This is a genomic window from Bradyrhizobium sp. BTAi1 (genome assembly GCF_000015165.1).
Classification (GTDB): domain Bacteria; phylum Pseudomonadota; class Alphaproteobacteria; order Rhizobiales; family Xanthobacteraceae; genus Bradyrhizobium; species Bradyrhizobium denitrificans.
This window is the reverse complement of sequence record NC_009485.1, coordinates 4,280,784-4,295,541: the sequence shown is the minus strand read 5'-3', so window position 1 is coordinate 4,295,541 and position 14,758 is coordinate 4,280,784. Positions and strand designations below refer to the sequence as shown.

13 protein-coding genes are annotated in these 14,758 nt (G+C 65.9%); 5 read left to right on the top strand and 8 right to left on the bottom strand.

Features of this window, described 5'->3' with window-relative positions:
* Positions 1–9: 9 nt before the first annotated feature.
* On the bottom strand, positions 10–1,896 hold the full coding sequence (locus tag BBTA_RS19175) for a TRAP transporter large permease subunit (RefSeq protein WP_012044162.1): 1,887 nt from the start codon (positions 1,894–1,896) through the stop codon (positions 10–12).
* Positions 1,897–1,935: 39 nt separating this feature from the next.
* Complete coding sequence (locus tag BBTA_RS19170) at positions 1,936–2,955, bottom strand: TRAP transporter substrate-binding protein (protein ID WP_041750758.1); 1,020 nt, start codon at positions 2,953–2,955, stop codon at positions 1,936–1,938.
* Between the two features lie 470 nt (positions 2,956–3,425).
* On the opposite strand from BBTA_RS19170, the gene BBTA_RS19165 reads away from it, so the two are divergent.
* Positions 3,426–4,250, top strand: coding sequence for a hypothetical protein (locus tag BBTA_RS19165; RefSeq protein WP_012044160.1), 825 nt, complete (start codon positions 3,426–3,428; stop codon positions 4,248–4,250).
* A 60-nt stretch (positions 4,251–4,310) separates the two neighbouring features.
* Here the strand turns inward: BBTA_RS19165 and BBTA_RS19160 are convergent, their stop codons facing one another.
* The 4 genes from BBTA_RS19160 to BBTA_RS19145 all read right to left on the bottom strand — a co-directional run bounded on the left by BBTA_RS19160 (position 4,311) and on the right by BBTA_RS19145 (position 8,952).
* The gene (locus BBTA_RS19160) at positions 4,311–5,780 is read right to left on the bottom strand and encodes an ATP-binding cassette domain-containing protein (protein WP_012044159.1); all 1,470 of its coding nucleotides are present in this window, start codon (positions 5,778–5,780) and stop codon (positions 4,311–4,313) included.
* A gap of 8 nt (positions 5,781–5,788) precedes the next feature.
* On the bottom strand, positions 5,789–6,718 hold the full coding sequence (locus BBTA_RS19155) for a branched-chain amino acid ABC transporter permease (protein ID WP_012044158.1): 930 nt from the start codon (positions 6,716–6,718) through the stop codon (positions 5,789–5,791).
* A gap of 2 nt (positions 6,719–6,720) precedes the next feature.
* Positions 6,721–7,596, bottom strand: a complete 876-nt coding sequence (locus BBTA_RS19150) for a branched-chain amino acid ABC transporter permease (protein ID WP_012044157.1) — start codon at positions 7,594–7,596, stop codon at positions 6,721–6,723.
* A gap of 69 nt (positions 7,597–7,665) precedes the next feature.
* Positions 7,666–8,952 carry an ABC transporter substrate-binding protein gene (locus tag BBTA_RS19145; RefSeq protein WP_012044156.1) on the bottom strand — a complete coding sequence of 429 codons (1,287 nt, stop codon included), beginning with the start codon at positions 8,950–8,952 and terminating at the stop codon, positions 7,666–7,668.
* Positions 8,953–9,492: 540 nt separating this feature from the next.
* Between BBTA_RS19145 and BBTA_RS19140 the strand changes: the two genes are divergently transcribed.
* Complete coding sequence (locus BBTA_RS19140; protein ID WP_012044155.1) at positions 9,493–10,323, top strand: hypothetical protein; 831 nt, start codon at positions 9,493–9,495, stop codon at positions 10,321–10,323.
* Between the two features lie 47 nt (positions 10,324–10,370).
* Here BBTA_RS19140 and BBTA_RS19135 read toward each other — a convergent pair whose 3' ends face one another.
* Positions 10,371–11,195, bottom strand: coding sequence for a BA14K family protein (locus tag BBTA_RS19135; RefSeq protein ID WP_012044154.1), 825 nt, complete (start codon positions 11,193–11,195; stop codon positions 10,371–10,373).
* A gap of 190 nt (positions 11,196–11,385) precedes the next feature.
* Positions 11,386–12,846 (bottom strand): GH1 family beta-glucosidase, encoded by a 1,461-nt coding sequence (locus BBTA_RS19130; RefSeq protein ID WP_012044153.1) that lies wholly within the window; start codon positions 12,844–12,846, stop codon positions 11,386–11,388.
* Positions 12,847–13,040: 194 nt separating this feature from the next.
* Between BBTA_RS19130 and nthA the strand changes: the two genes are divergently transcribed.
* From nthA to BBTA_RS19115, 3 genes are read left to right on the top strand one after another with little or no spacing between them, the layout of a single operon-like run.
* Positions 13,041–13,673 carry a nitrile hydratase subunit alpha gene (nthA, locus tag BBTA_RS19125; RefSeq protein WP_012044152.1) on the top strand — a complete coding sequence of 211 codons (633 nt, stop codon included), beginning with the start codon at positions 13,041–13,043 and terminating at the stop codon, positions 13,671–13,673.
* Positions 13,673–14,332, top strand: a complete 660-nt coding sequence (gene nthB, locus BBTA_RS19120) for a nitrile hydratase subunit beta (protein ID WP_012044151.1) — start codon at positions 13,673–13,675, stop codon at positions 14,330–14,332. Before nthA ends, nthB begins: the two co-directional genes overlap by 1 nt.
* Positions 14,329–14,718 (top strand): nitrile hydratase accessory protein, encoded by a 390-nt coding sequence (locus tag BBTA_RS19115; RefSeq protein ID WP_012044150.1) that lies wholly within the window; start codon positions 14,329–14,331, stop codon positions 14,716–14,718. Before nthB ends, BBTA_RS19115 begins: the two co-directional genes overlap by 4 nt.
* Positions 14,719–14,758: the final 40 nt, after the last annotated feature.

Genomic DNA, 14,758 nt, shown 5'->3' with positions numbered 1-14,758 from the left:
CTGAAGAGTTTACAGGAACCCGATCGAAATCCACGGAAAAATCGCAACGATGATCAGGCCGATGAGAAGCGCCAGCAGGTAGCCCCAGATCGGGCGGATGCCCTCGGCGGGATCGACCCGGCCGATGGCGCAGGCGGCGTAATATCCGACCCCGAATGGCGGCGCGAACAGGCCGATTCCCATCGCCAGGATGATCACCATGGCATAATGCACCTCGTGTACGCCGACGGCCCGGGCGATCGGAAACAGCAGCGGCCCGAACAGCACGATCGCCGGAATGCCCTCCAGCACGCTGCCGAGGATGGTGAAGGCCACGATCGAGACCGCGATGAACGTCGCCGGGCCGCCCGGCAAGCCCGTCATGGCCGCTGCCAGCGCGCGCGAGAAGCCGGACTGGGTCAGGCCCCAGGCCATGCCGGTCGCCGTGCCGATGATCAGCAGGATCGCGCCGGACAGCGCCGCCGTCTCGATCAGCATCGGCATCAGCCGACGCCAGTCGAAGCGGCGATAGACCAGGAGGCCGGCGAGCACGCCATAGACGATGCCGATGGTCGAGACTTCCGTCGCTGTGGCGATGCCCTCGACCACGGCGGCGCGGATCACGAAGGGCAGGGCCAGGGCAGGGAGCGAGACGATGAACGCCTTGCCGATCTCGGCGCCGGTCGCGCGGCGCACCCCGCTCATGTCCTCGTGGCGATAGCGCCACCACACCAGCGCGCACAGCGTGACGGCCAGAACCACGCCCGGCAGCAGGCCGCCGGTAAACAGCGCCGCGATCGACACGCCGGTGACCGAGCCGATCGTGATCAGCACCAGGCTCGGCGGAATCGTCTCGGTCTGCGCGCCGGTGGCGGCGAGCAGGGCGACGAGATCGCCGGGACGGGCGCCGCGCGCCTTCATCTCCGGAAACAGCACCGGCGCGACCGCCGCCATGTCGGCCGCCTTGGCGCCGGAAATCCCCGAGACGAGATACATCGCGCCGACCAGCACGTAGTGTAGTCCGCCGCGGACATGCCCCAGCAGGCTCGCCAGGAACGCGACCATCGCCCGCGCCATGCCGGTCATCTCGATCAATAGGCCCAGGAAGACGAACAGCGGCACCGACAGCAGGATGAGGTGACTCATGCCCTCGTCCATGCGCCCGACCAGCACCATCAGTGGCGTGCGCGTCGTCAGAGCCAGATAGCCGAAGATCGCGAGCCCGAAGGCAAAGGCGATCGGAACGCCGGCGAACACGCAGAAGCCGACCACGCCGACGAAGAAGATCACGAGATTGAGGTTGCCGAGCGGCTTCAGCACCGGCTGCGCCACCCAGAACAGCGCCACGATGGCCGCAATCGAAAACACCGCCAGCAGCATCGTCCTGGGACGCGCGGCGCGGGCGAGGCGGATCAGCGCGAACAGCGCCATCAACCCGATGCCGACCGGCAACGCCGCGGCGCGCCAGATGTTGGCGATCTGCAGCGCCGGCGTCGTGATGTAGCTTTCCTCGTAGGCATACTCCCATGACGGCCAGGCGATCATGACCAGGAAGGACAATGCGGCCGCCGTCGCGACGAGATCGAGAAAAGCGCGCAGGCCGGGACTCGCGCGCGCCACCAGTGCCGTCATGCGCATGTGCTCGCCGCGGCGGAACGCGACCGCCGCGCCGAGCATCGCGAGCCACAGGAACAGGATCGAGGCCAGTTCGTCCGACCAGATCAGCGGCTTGTGCAGCACATAGCGGGCAACGACGCCCGCGAACAGGATCACGATCTCGGCGACCACCAGCAGCGCGGCCGGAATCTCCACCAGGAGACCCAGCCCCGCCTCGAGCGTATCGAGAAAGGATCGGCGGCGATGGGTCTCGATGACCACCTCGCTGATCGCAATTTCCGTGAACTCGGCATGCGCCATGACGTCACCCGAACGCGCCCTACGCAATCATTGTCCAGGTTACGACAGCTTGCCGACGGCCTTTTCGAGCAGCGCCCAGGCCTCGTCGCCATACTTGCCCTTCCACTCGGCATAGAAGCCGGCGCTGCGCAGCTTGTCGCGGAATGGCGCCACGTTGGGCTGGTTGAAGGTCAGTCCCTTGGACGCGAGTTCCGCTTGCAGGCCGGCATTGAGCTTGGCGACGTCCTCGCGCTCCTTCACGGCGGCGGCGTTGATGTGCTTGGCGACGATCGCGCGCATGTCGGCCGGCACGGCTTCCCAGGCGCGACGGTTGGCCAGGAACCAGAAGCCGTCCCACATGTGGTTGGTCAGCGAGCAGTATTTCTGCACCTCGTAGAGCTTGGCGGTCGAGATGATCGCCAGCGGGTTCTCCTGGCCCTCGACGACCTTGGTCTGCAGCGCCGAATAGACCTCGCTGAAATTGATCGAGGCGGGCGCGGCCTCGAACGCCTTGAACATCGAGGTCCACAGCGGCGAGACCGGCACGCGGATCTTGAAGCCCTTGAGATCGTCGGGACCATTGATCGGCTTGGTCGACGACGTCGTCTGGCGGAAGCCGTTGTCCCAGATCTTGTCCATGACCATCAGGCCGGCCTTGTTGATCTGGCCGCGCACATAGGCGCCGAGATCGCCGTCCATGGCCTTCCAGACCGTGTCGTAATCCGGGAAGGCGAAACCGATGCCGTTGATCGAAGCGGCCGGCACCAGCGTGGCCAGGATCAGCCCGGACAGCGTGAAGAACTCGACGCCGCCGGAGCGAATCTGGCTCAGCATGTCCGTGTCCGAGCCGAGCTGGTTGTTCGGGAAGATCTGCAGGTCGAACTTGCCGTTGGTCTCGGCCTTGATCGCTGCCGCCATTTCCTTGGCGCGGACGTTGAGCGGATGCGTGTCGGGCAGGTTGTTGGCGTATTTATAGGTAAACTCGGCGCTCTCAGCGCGCGCGACATGCGGGGCCGCAATCCCACCCAGGACGGCCGAAGCCGCTGACATCCTCAACAGCGCGCGTCGTGACAGGCTCATTCTCGTTTCTCCCTGAGAAGCTTCTTCTTGTTGCATCGGACGCCATGACAGCGCGGACGAATCCGGCGACGCTATCGACGTCATCTGCGCTTATTGCAGCGATGAGCCGCAGCAGCAATATCGGCGTTCGCTGCACGCGCTCCGGCACGGCCGTCCAGCGGGAGGGAGCAGCCGCATGGTCCGGGGCACAGGCCGCACCAACCTTGAACCTGCCGCATATCCAATTCGCATAAGGTATATTATGGAATATTTATATGATCAGGAGAATCATGGACTTGCGGCCAAATGTTCGGATTTCAATCCAGCCGTAATCGTCCGGCCGCGAATCCAGCGCCATGCTGGCGGCGTCCCGGCCGCTGTGCCAAATCGCCTCTCGCTTGTCACCACCCAGTCTTGGTTTGGTCAAAGCCCTTGGGTCAAAGCGCTACCCGAGGTTTGGGCACGGGCGTATCGCGAATGGGACCGAGGACATGCCAGTTCAGTCGGCGCCGAAGGAAGTTGATCCGGGTGATGTCGCGCTGTCGCCCGATCATGAGATCTGCGAGGAGATCTATCAGCGCGTCCTGACCGAGGTGCGCGCCCGGATCGATCAGCGGATTGCCGATATCGAAGCCCAGGCGGTGTCGCTGCCCGTGGAAGCCGGCGATCCGGCCGAGGACGGCGAGCCCCGCGGCCTGCAACAGCCGCCCCGCCGACGGCCGTTGTTGCGAGCCGTCGTGACGCTGGTGGCGTCCGCCGGCCTGGTCGGGGCTGTCGTCACCTTGGCGCGAGACCATCGGGAGACCATCCATTCGGTCACCGAGCGGATCGATGCGGCTGTCCAGGCCGTGCGCGACAGCTTTCCCAAGGCGGCGTCAGGCGCCGGGCCGGAGGTCGCCACCAGCGCAACGACCGCCGCCGTCGTCGCGCAGCCGGCTGCGGTCGCGCTAGCACCATCGACAGCACCATCGACACCTGCCCCCGAGCCTCCGATGACGCGGTCGAGCGATCCATCCTCCGCGATGGCGGAGGCTCCGCCGGAGCGAGACACGCCGCCTGCACCGGAGCGCGATCTGGTGCCCCTGCTCGACAAGATCGCGCGTGACGTGACAGATCTGCAGACCGGGCTTCGCGAACTCAAGGCCAGCCAGGACCAGGCCAGCCGCGATCACAGCAAGGCGATCGAACAGCTGCAAGCCAGCCAGGATCAGCTCGCACGGGCGTTCCGGGCCGCGAAGAACGACGCCGTTGGTGCCGCGACCCCGGCACGCCTGCCACCGCGACCGCCTCCGCCGCGCTCGCCTCGATTTCCCTGAGGCCAGGGGCAGGGTGGCAGAGACTACCCTGCCCCCCTGGCCCGTCTCACTTGTCCTGCCTCACAGATAGGTCGCCGCGGCCTCGGCCTCGAACCGGTCTGGCGGCCCTTCCCAGACGATCTTGGCATGATCGAGCACGTAGACGCGGTCCGCGTGCGGCAGCGCGAAGGTGACGTTCTGCTCGCCGAGCAGCACCGTGATCTTGGTGGTCTCGCGCAGGCGATCGAGCGCCTTCGACAGCGTCTCCAGGATGACCGGCGCGAGGCCCAGCGTCGGCTCATCGAGGATCAACAGCTTCGGCTTCATCATCAGCGCCCGCGCGATCGCCAGCATCTGCTGCTCGCCGCCGGACAGCGTGCGCGCCAGTTGCGGCTGCCTGGTCCTGAGGATCGGAAACAGGCCGAACAGCCATTCGAGCCGCTCGGCGCGCTCGGCATCGGACAGCGCATTGCCGCCGAGCTCGAGATTTTCACGCACACTCATGTCGCCGAACAACTCGCGTGTCTCCGGGCATTGTACGATGCCCGCGCGCGCGATCGCCGCCGCCGTGCCGCCGGCGAGGCTGCGCCCTGCCCATTTCACGTCGCCTGAATATGGCACGAGCCCGGAGATGGCGTTGAACAGCGTCGTCTTGCCGGCGCCGTTGAGGCCGACCACGGAGACGAACTCGCCCTCATGGACATGCAGCGAGACGTCCTGCAGCGCCTGCGCCTTGCCATAGAGCACGCCGACCTTGTCGACCTGCAGCGCCGGTGTCACGTCCTTGAAGCTCGCCTCGGGACGCGCGGTCGACACCAGGGCGCCGCCGAGATAGACGCGGCGCACCGTCTCGTCCTGCATCACCTCGCTCGCTTTGCCCTCGGCAATCCGTTCGCCGAGATACATTGCGAGCACGCGGTCGACCAGCGCCGACACGCTCTTGACGTTGTGGTCGACCAGCAGCACGGCGCGGCCGTCATCGCGGAATTCGCGGATCAGGTCGGAGAAGTCGGCGACTTCAGACGCCGTGAGGCCGGCGAAGGGCTCGTCGACCAGCACCAGTTTCGGGCTGCGCGCCACCGCCTTCGCAAGCTCCAGCCGGCGCAGATCGGCGAAGGCCAGCGTCGGCGGCCGCCGGTCGATCACGCCGCCGAGGCCGACACGCTCGGCGATCGCCCGCGCTCTGGCATCGACATCCTTGTCGGCGAACAGCCGCGTCAGCTTGTCCGGCAGCAGCGCGACCTTGATGTTCTCCAACACGGTCTGGCGCGCCAGCGGCCGCGAATGCTGAAACACGAGCCCGACGCCCATGCGTGCGATGCGGTGCGACGGCAGGCCGGCCAGCTCCACGCCGTCGAGCTTGACCGAGCCCGCGGTCGGCCGCTCCACGCCCATGACGCTTTTCATCGCCGTCGATTTGCCGGAGCCGTTCGGCCCGATCAGGCCGAGGATCTCGCCCGGCCGGATCGAGAAGCTCAGATTCCTCACGGCGACGAGGCCGCCGAAGCGCTTGGTGAGGCCGCTGACTTCCAGCATCGGCGCGCCGCTCATGGTCTCGCTCATGCTTTGGCCCCTCCCCTGATGATGCCGAGGAAACCGTCGGGGAAGAACAGGATGACCACGAGCGCGATCACCGACACGATCAGCGTGGCAAGCTCGCCGAGCGGCCGCAGCAGCTCGCCCATGCCGATCAGGAAGATGGCGCCGATCGCGGCGCCGATCACGGTGCGCCGGCCGCCGAGCACGGCCGCGATGATGATCTGCACGCCGACGCCGACATCGACGAAGGTCGAGACCGAGGCGGTGCCCATGTAGAACACCATCAGCGCGCCGGCGAGACCGGAGAAGAACGCGCTGACGACGAAGGCGGCGAGCTTGTGCTTCGTCACGTTGAAGCCGAGGGCGCCGGCCTGGATCTTGTCCTGCCCGCTCGCCTGCAGGATCAGGCCAATGGCGCTGCGCGACAGGCCGAACAGGATGGCTCCGCTCACCAGCATGAAGCCGAGCGCGATCCAGTAGTTGGTCTTGGCGTCGATCGAGATGACGTCAGGCACCGCGAGGCCGATCTCGCCGCCGGTCAGCCCTGCCGCGACGACGATGAAATTCTGCAGCATCAGCACTGCAACCAGGGTCGTCAGGCCGAAATACGGCCCGCTGACGCGGAGCGCTGGGAGCGCCAGCACGACACCGCCGACCACGGCCGCCAGCGCGCCGGCGGCGATGCACAGCCAGATCGACAGGCCCGGCGAGAAATGCGCGTCGAGAATGCCGGCCGTATAGGCGCCGACGCCGATCAGAAAGGTCGGCCCGAAATTGACCTCGCCGGCAAAGCCGAACAGCAGGTCCCAGGACATCGCAAAGACGGCCGTGTAGTACGCGACCGTCAAGAGGCCGAGGACGTAGCCCGAGACGTAGGTCGGCAGCACCAAGGCGACGATCACGGTGAGAGCGCCGATCCAGAACAGCCGCGAGGTGACAAAGTTCGGCATGCTCACCTCCGCCCGAACAGCCCTTGCGGGCGCAGATACATGACGACCACGAGCAGCAGCAGCGCCGGGATCGTCCGGTAGGCCGGCGAGATCAGATAGGCCGTGCCGGTCTCGAGATAGCCCACCACATAGGCCGCGATCAGCGAGCCGGAGACGCTGCCGAGGCCGCCGAGCACGACGATCGAAAACGCGCTCGCCGTCAGCGGCCCGACGCTGTAGGAGCTGACGCCCAGGAACATCCCAAGCAGGATTCCCGCGACGCCGGCCAGCAGCCCGTAGATCGCCCAGACCGTGAGGTAGATCGACGACAATTCAATGCCGAGCAAGGTGACGCCACGTGGGTTCATCGAGGCGGCCATGACGGACTTGCCGCGTCGCGTGCGGTTGACCAGGAACCACAACAGCCCGATCGCGACCCAGCAGATCACGGCGGTGAAGTACTCGTTCCGCGGCGTCCGCACCCCAAACACCGTGGTGACACCCTCGACGATCGGCAGCACGGTCTTGGCGTTGTTGGTGAACAGATAGGCGATCGCCTCCTGGGTGATGATGCCCCAGAGCAGCGTCGCGGTCAGGATGAAGATCTCCTTCTCCGACTCGGCGATCGCCTTGGAGCGCTGGATCGGCCTGACGGCGATGAAGTAGGTGGCGAAGGCCAAGATGAAGCCGGCGAGGATGCCGATCAGCGCGCCGGTGTAGGGCCCGACGCCGAATTCGCTGGCGGCCGCCCAGGCTGCGACCGCGGCGCCCACCATGATGGCGCCGTGAGAGAGGTTGAGCACGCCCGAAACGCCGAAGATGAGCGTGAAGCCGGTCGCGCCGAGCGCATACAGCGCGCTGATGGCGAAGCCATCAATCAAGATCTGCCAGAACAGCATTGAAAACCCAAAACGTCGGACTGAGGCACCAGAAAAATGGGCCGCCCTCTCGAGCGGCCCCGCGATGCGTCAGTTGCTGGCCGCCTTGAGCTTGATGAAGGACGGCCAGGTGATCGTGCCGGCCGCGAGCTCCTTCGGCCAGACATTGACCTGCTTTCCGCTCTGCCATTGCAACATGAGACCGGTGATGTAGCCCTTGCCGGTGCGCAGCGCGTGCGGGTTTGGATCGCCCTTCGGCTTGAACGCGATGCGGCCGATCGTACCGACATAGTCGGTCGCCTCCATCGCCTCGACCATCTTGTCGGGATCGGTGCCGCCGGCCCGATGGATCGCGTCCGCAATCATGTAGACGTCATCATAGGACGTGTAGCCGGCATAGGACGGGAAGTTGCCGAACTTCTTCTGAAAGGCCTCGACGAAGGGCAGCGTCTTCGGCGTCACCGCAACGCCCGGGCCCGACACGGCATTGTAGAACACGCCTTCGACAGCGCCATTGGTGTCCTTCCAGAACGTCGAGTTGGTGGCCTGCGAGGAGATGCCGAACATCGGGATCGGCACTTGCTGGCTCTTCCATTGCACGGTCGGCTGGGTGCCGACATGGGAGATGCCGGTAATCATCACGTCCGGCTTCAGGCCCTCGATCTTGTTGAAGATCGGCGTAAAGTCGGTGGTGTCGGGCGACATCCGGATGTGGTCGACGACCTTCAATCCGATCTCCGGCAGGCACTTCTCGTAGCCGGCATCGAGCGGCGTCGTCCATGCGGCGTCCTCGCTCATGATCACGGCTGTCTTCATCTTGTACGGCTCGACCAGCAGATCCTTGGCGGCGTCACAGACCAGTCCGGCCAGCGAGGTCGAGGTCAGATAGCCGTGGAAGGTGTATTTCAGCTGGTCGTAGTTCTTGGCGATGTTCTGGGTGATCACGTCGGACGCCGCACCCGGCGTGACCATCAGGGTCTTGAGGCGCCCTGCCCACGGCTCCAGCGCAAGCACGACTTCGGAGATGTAGCTGGCGATGACCGCATTGACCTTGTCTTCGCTCACGGCGCGCTGGAACGCACGCACCGATTCCGCCGAGGAGGAATGATTGTCGTAGACGACGATCTCGATCTTGCGACCGTCGACACCGCCCTTGGCGTTGATCTCCTCAGCGGCGAGCTGGGCTGCAGGCGCGATCGACGAGCCGGCGACGGCTTGGGCCTCGGCGATGACCCCGATTTTGATCGGATCAGCAGCCCATGCGGCCGAAGACATGAGCGCAGTCGCGCAGCTCGCAAGCAAGAATGACTTGAGCGAAAACATGAGACCTCCCGATTCCTTATGCCTCTGACGGGCACCGGGACTTTGGTCTCCCACATGCCACGGAGCAAGGGCGCACTCCCACTCCTGCTCTGCGTTCAGTGCAATGTGATGGAGCGCCGCGCTCATGGCTGCATAAAGTCTCATGAGGCAGTGAGGTTCCTTGTTGCAACGCGTAACACACGCTGCATTGCAGCGGCACAGACACGCGCCTGCACTCATGCGTAGCATGCCAACTACGTCGAACTACGCGGAACCTGCTGAGGTTGGCGGTCGGCTGTGAGTACGTTCCGCCGTCTTTGCGTTAGACAGCGCAGCTCGTCGTCATCAACGGATTGGCGGGAATCAGCGCGGCGCTGATCTTTCGACCCCGGTCGAGCAGTGGAATATTACCGCGAGCCCTCATCCCTCCAGCACGATCAAGTCTGCGCCGGACGCTCGATCGCGGTCCGCGCCAACGGGGAAGATTGTCCGAAAAGGCCCCCTCCTCGTCACGACGCTGTCTTGCTTTCGGCCAAAGCGGCGGGTCGAGTCACGTTTGAAAATTCAAAGACAAAACAGCGTCGGCGGCGGGCGTTCAGGGTTTGGGGATCACCAATGCAGTCCACACAGAATGTGCAACAGATCGATCCGAGCGAAGTCGGTCTCGCCCCGGAGAAGCCGGGCAAGGCCAGCTACGATCAGCTGTATCGGCGGGTCCTGCGCGAGGTCCTGACACGGATCGACACGCGCTTGGCGGCGATCGAAAGGCCTGGCGTGGCGGCAGATGCTGCGGCGGCCGCCAGCACCGCGGAGGCGACCAGCGCCGAGGGCGGGCGCTGGGCCCGACTCAAGGTCAAGATTCCGCTGGGCAAGCTGCGCGGTCGCACCGGCGTGGGTCTCGCTCTGTTGGCCCTGTTGGTCGGCGGCTCCGTCGCGTGGTCGCAACGCGATGCCACCACGTCGTTGATGGATCGCTGGATGCCCTCCTCGGCCGAAGCGTCGCAGGATGAGGCCTCCGGCCAGGGCCATGAGGACGGTATGATGTCGAACGCCTCGTTGAGAGGATCGGATGACGGAGCCGCGAGCGGCGCGGGTGGCGGTCCGACCACGATGATGCAACGCATGGCCCGCGACATCGCCGAGCTGCAGCAGGGCATCGAACAGATCAAGGCGACGCAGGACCAGGCCAGCCGCGACCACACCCGCGCCATCGAACAATTGCAGGCCGGCCAGGATCAACTGATGCGCCTGGTCTCGCGGATGTCGAACCAGGCCGCACAGGCGCGCGGCACGGCGCCGCCGCAGCAGCAGATCATCGTCAACCCGCAGCGCACCACAACGGGGCTGGCGCGACCGCAGCCCGCTCAGCCGCAGCAGCAGGGATCGACGATCGGCACGTTCCTGACCCGCAACACGTCAGGCATCCAATCGCCGATGCCGCGCTGATCTGTCGACCAGTCGCGGCTGGCGACATCGCGCCACGATACGTCGCGCTATGAGCAGCTGTGGACGCGCCCGTCATAGCCGCGATAGGTGCCGCTCTCGGCATCATAGGTCCGGTAGGTCTTGCAGTTGCCGCTGCTCCGCCGCTTGCTGACGTGGTGCTTGCGCCGCGGGCGGTCGTCCTCATGCGCATGGTGCCGGTGCGCGTGAGCCTGTTTCTCGGGCTTGGCTTGGTCCGCGCCCGCTTTCGCGCTCGATTTGTCCTGCACGGCAGCTGGCGCAGCGGCTGCAGCCGCCGGCTCGGTCGTCTTGGGCTCGGCGGGCGCCGGCTTCACGTCCGCCGCGGCGGGCGCGGCCATGGCAGGCTTGCTCTCGTCCGTCTTCCCTTCGGCCTTGTCCGGCGCCGGGGCGTCCTTGGCGACGACCGGCTGGGCCGCCGGCTCCGCTGGTTTCGTCTCGGTCACGGCCGGGGTCTGCGCCGCGGCGGCGTCGGACTTGGTGTCAGATTTCGCATCGGCCTTTGCCTCGGATTTGGCCTCCGATGGTGCGTCGGACGTCGCGCTCTCCTTGACCTCGGCCGGCTTGGTGTCGGCAGCCGGTTCCGCCGAAGCCTTGGCGGGGGTCGCCGGCGTGTCCGGAGCCGGTGGCTTGGCCTCGGCTTCGCCCGGCTTGGCCTCCTCGGCGGCGGCAGGCTTCGGCTGGGGGTCGGCAGGCTTGTCGGCTGGCGCCGTGGCGGATTGTTCGGTGGCGGGCTTGGCCGCATCGCTTGCGGCGCTCTGGGCCCAGGCGCTTGGGCTCGCGATCGCGCCGACGACGCAGAACAGGATGCCGGCGCGCAGGACGACGGCAGACGGACGAACAACGAACAGGGGCATACGGAAGATCTCGATTGAGGGACCGGCAGATGGCCGTTTACGGCAAATCCCCGGGGCTTTCCGCTGCAAAACAGCGCGCGCGCAAAAGAGTCGCACGCGGTGTGCTTTCCTCACCATGCCCTTGCAATCGGCGGGTGAAGATCGGGCGAAATCAATCAAACCCGGCGCCGCATCCCACCACCATCCGAGATCACGCACTCACGGCATTGCGCGTGATGACGTGACGATAATAGGACGCGCTGAGCTTGGGTGTACGCAGCTGGGTGTCGAAATCGACATGATAAACACCGAAGCGCTGCTTATAGCCGAACACCCATTCGAAATTGTCCATCAGGCTCCAGAGGAAATAGCCCTTCACCGGCACGCCTTCGGAGGTTGCGCGCTGCAGCTGCGCGAGATAGTTGCGCAGATACATCACGCGATCGAGGTCATGAACCTTGCCGTCCGCCGTCACCTTGTCATCCGACGAGGTGCCGTTTTCGGTAATGTAGATGGTCTTGAGGTTCCAGATCTTGGCCGCGAGCTTCGGCACCCAATAAGCGGTCTCGGGTCCGACCAGCAGCCAGGGCGAGCTCATATGCGGGAACGAGGACGGCATCGGCAACACGTCGAACCCCGGCGCGCGCTCAGACGCCACGACATAGGCCTGCGGCGCGTAGATGTTGAGGCCGACGAAATCGACCGGCGTGGAGATCGTCTTGAGTTCGTCCGCGGTGAATGTCGGCGCATCCTTGCCCGACCAGGCCAGGAACGCGTCGGTGTAGCGGCCCTCGAGGATCACGTTGAGGAAGCCCGCATTCATCTCGCGCGTGGCGATCTCGGCGGCGCGGATGTTCTCTGGCGTATCGATCGCGGGCAGGCAGGCGGTGATGTTCTCGGCCATGCCGACGCGCGTACCTGCCCTCCCCTTGGCACGGATCGCCTGCACCGCGAGGCCATGCGCCAGCGCCACGTGATGGCGCGCCTGGTTGACCTCCTGCTGCGGCAGTTTCAGCCCGGGCGCATCGATGCCGAGACCATAGCCGAACGGAATGAACCGGCCGCATTCGTTGATCGTGAAGATGGTCTTGACCCGGTCGCTCAGAGTCTGGGCCACATATCCGGCATAATGCGCGAACGCCGCTGCGGTCTCCGCCGAGCGCCAGCCGCCGACGCGGTCCTGCAGCGCCTGCGGCAGATCCCAATGATACAATGTCGCATAGGGCTCGATGCCGTTCGCCAGGAGCTCGTCGACGAGGCGGCTGTAAAAGTCGAGCCCCTTCGGATTGGGGGTCAACCCGCCATCGGGAAACAGCCGCGGCCACGCAATCGAGAAGCGATAGGCGCGGCAGCCAAGCTCCTTGATCAGCCGCACATCGTGCTTGTAGCGATCGTAATGATCGCAAGCGACGTCGCCGGTGCTGCCGTCCTCGATCTTGCCGGGGGTGTGGGTGAAGACATCCCAGATCGATGGTCCGCGGCCATCGGCGGTGGCGCCACCTTCGATCTGGTAGGACGAGGTGGCCGTCCCCCAAACGAAATCAGAGGGAAAACGACGCCCGGCATCATCCGTCACCGCAGCCTCCTCCGCGTGCGCGGGTCCGGCCGCCGCCCCCATGGCAGCCAGTCCGGCCAGCTTCGCAAGATCACGGCGGGAGACGTCGTTCGGCATTGATGGACCTCAATCATGTGGTGCTTTCGCCTCGCATTGGCAGGCGAGCGTCGCAGGGAACCATATCCGGGCGCCGATTTGAACAGGGGGAACCGGGCCGAATTGAAGCTCCGCCCAGGCCCACGCTGCGCCGTCCGCGGCCGGACCACACGCCTTGCTCGACAACCCCCCAGGGTTACCCTTATTTTGATCGGATGACCGACCACCACCACGATCATCATCACCACGATCACTCGGAATTGTCCGAGACCGACCTGCGCGTCCGCGCCCTCGAGAGCATCCTGACCGAAAAAGGGTATATCGATCCGGCCGCGCTCGACGTGCTGATCGAGACCTATGAAAGCAAGGTCGGCCCGCGCAACGGCGCCCGTGTCGTCGCGCGCGCCTGGACCGATCCGGCGTTCCGCGCGCGGCTGTTGTCCGACGCCACGCCCGCGATCGGCGAGCTCGGCTATGCCGGTCGCCAGGGCGAGCACATTGTCGCCGTCGAGAACACGCCGGAGCTGCACAACATGGTCGTGTGCACGCTGTGCTCCTGTTACCCCTGGCCCGTCCTCGGCCTCCCGCCGGTGTGGTACAAATCCGCGCCCTACCGCGCCAAGGCCGTCAAGGATCCGCGCGGCGTGCTGCAGGATTTCGGCTTTGCGCTGCCGGCGACGACAAAAATCCGGGTCTGGGATTCGACAGCCGAGATCCGCTATTTCGTGGTGCCGATGCGCCCCGACGGCACGGAAGGCTGGAGCGAGGATCAACTCGCCGAGTTGGTCACCCGCGACAGCATGATCGGCACTGGCCTGGCCAAGCGGCCCGATGAGGTGACGCGCTGATGGACGGAGCGCACGACATGGGCGGTGCCGCCGGATTCGGCCCGGTCCGTCCCGAGCCGAATGAGCCGGTGTTTCACGCGGCGTGGGAACGTCGTGCCTTGGCCATCACCTTGGCCATGGCGATGCCGGGCGGCTGGAACATCGACATGTCGCGCTTCGCGCGCGAGAATCGTCCGCCGGCCGACTATCTCGGCATGAGCTATTACCAGGTCTGGCTCGCCGGTCTGGAGCGCCTGATGCAGGAGCGTCATCTGGTCGAAGCGGATGAACTCGCCGCCGGCAAGGCGCTGCATCCGGCCCGACCTGTCGCCAAGATCCTCACCGCCGACGGCGTCGCCCCGATGCTGCGCCGTGGCGGTCCGACCGAGCGAGCCCAGACCAGGCCGGCGCTGTTTGCGGTCGGCGATCGCGTGCGCGCCAAGACCATGCACCCGCCGACGCATACGCGACTGCCGCGCTATGTGCGCGGTCATGTCGGCCGCATCGACGCGATCAGAGGCATGCACGTGTTTCCCGACAGCAATGCGCATGGCCACGGAGAAGACCCGCAATGGCTCTACACCGTGTCCTTCAGCGGCACGGAGCTGTGGGCCGATGCCCCCGATCCGCTCCTGGAAGTGACCGTCGATGCGTTCGAGCCGTATCTGGAGCGCGCATGACCGCTCCCGATCGGCACGCCGCCTTGGCAGCAACCCGCGCTTTGCCCGGCATTCCGGTCGACCAGGACGGGCCGGTGTTTCGCGAGCCTTGGGAAGCGCACGCCTTCGCGATGGCGGTGACGCTGCACGCGCGCGGCCTGTTCACCTGGCCCGAATGGGCGGCTGCGCTCGCCGAGGAGATTTCCCGCGCCCAGGAGGCAGGCGACGCGGATTGCGGCGACACCTATTACCGGCATTGGCTGGCGACATTAGAGCGGCTGGTGGCGGAAAAGGGCGTGACCACGCCGGCCCATCTCGCGCGCTACCGCGACGCCTGGGATCACGCCGCCGATCGCACCCCGCATGGCAAGCCGATCGAGCTGCGGCCTGAGGACTTCGGCGGTTGAGCGCCTGCGGCCAGTGACATCGTTAAATTCGCGTGACCGG

Excerpts from the sequence above, each read along its gene's own strand:
- BBTA_RS19175 (WP_012044162.1), bottom strand. The coding sequence starts at position 1,896 with ATGGCGCATGCCGAGTTCACGGAAATTGCGATCAGCGAGGTGGTCATC.
- BBTA_RS19170 (WP_041750758.1), bottom strand. The coding sequence starts at position 2,955 with ATGAGCCTGTCACGACGCGCGCTGTTGAGGATGTCAGCGGCTTCGGCC.
- BBTA_RS19165 (WP_012044160.1), top strand. The coding sequence starts at position 3,426 with ATGCCAGTTCAGTCGGCGCCGAAGGAAGTTGATCCGGGTGATGTCGCG.
- BBTA_RS19160 (WP_012044159.1), bottom strand. The coding sequence starts at position 5,780 with ATGAGCGGCGCGCCGATGCTGGAAGTCAGCGGCCTCACCAAGCGCTTC.
- BBTA_RS19155 (WP_012044158.1), bottom strand. The coding sequence starts at position 6,718 with ATGCCGAACTTTGTCACCTCGCGGCTGTTCTGGATCGGCGCTCTCACC.
- BBTA_RS19150 (WP_012044157.1), bottom strand. The coding sequence starts at position 7,596 with ATGCTGTTCTGGCAGATCTTGATTGATGGCTTCGCCATCAGCGCGCTG.
- BBTA_RS19140 (WP_012044155.1), top strand. The coding sequence starts at position 9,493 with ATGCAGTCCACACAGAATGTGCAACAGATCGATCCGAGCGAAGTCGGT.
- BBTA_RS19135 (WP_012044154.1), bottom strand. The coding sequence starts at position 11,195 with ATGCCCCTGTTCGTTGTTCGTCCGTCTGCCGTCGTCCTGCGCGCCGGC.
- BBTA_RS19130 (WP_012044153.1), bottom strand. The coding sequence starts at position 12,846 with ATGCCGAACGACGTCTCCCGCCGTGATCTTGCGAAGCTGGCCGGACTG.
- nthA (WP_012044152.1), top strand. The coding sequence starts at position 13,041 with ATGACCGACCACCACCACGATCATCATCACCACGATCACTCGGAATTG.
- nthB (WP_012044151.1), top strand. The coding sequence starts at position 13,673 with ATGGACGGAGCGCACGACATGGGCGGTGCCGCCGGATTCGGCCCGGTC.
- BBTA_RS19115 (WP_012044150.1), top strand. The coding sequence starts at position 14,329 with ATGACCGCTCCCGATCGGCACGCCGCCTTGGCAGCAACCCGCGCTTTG.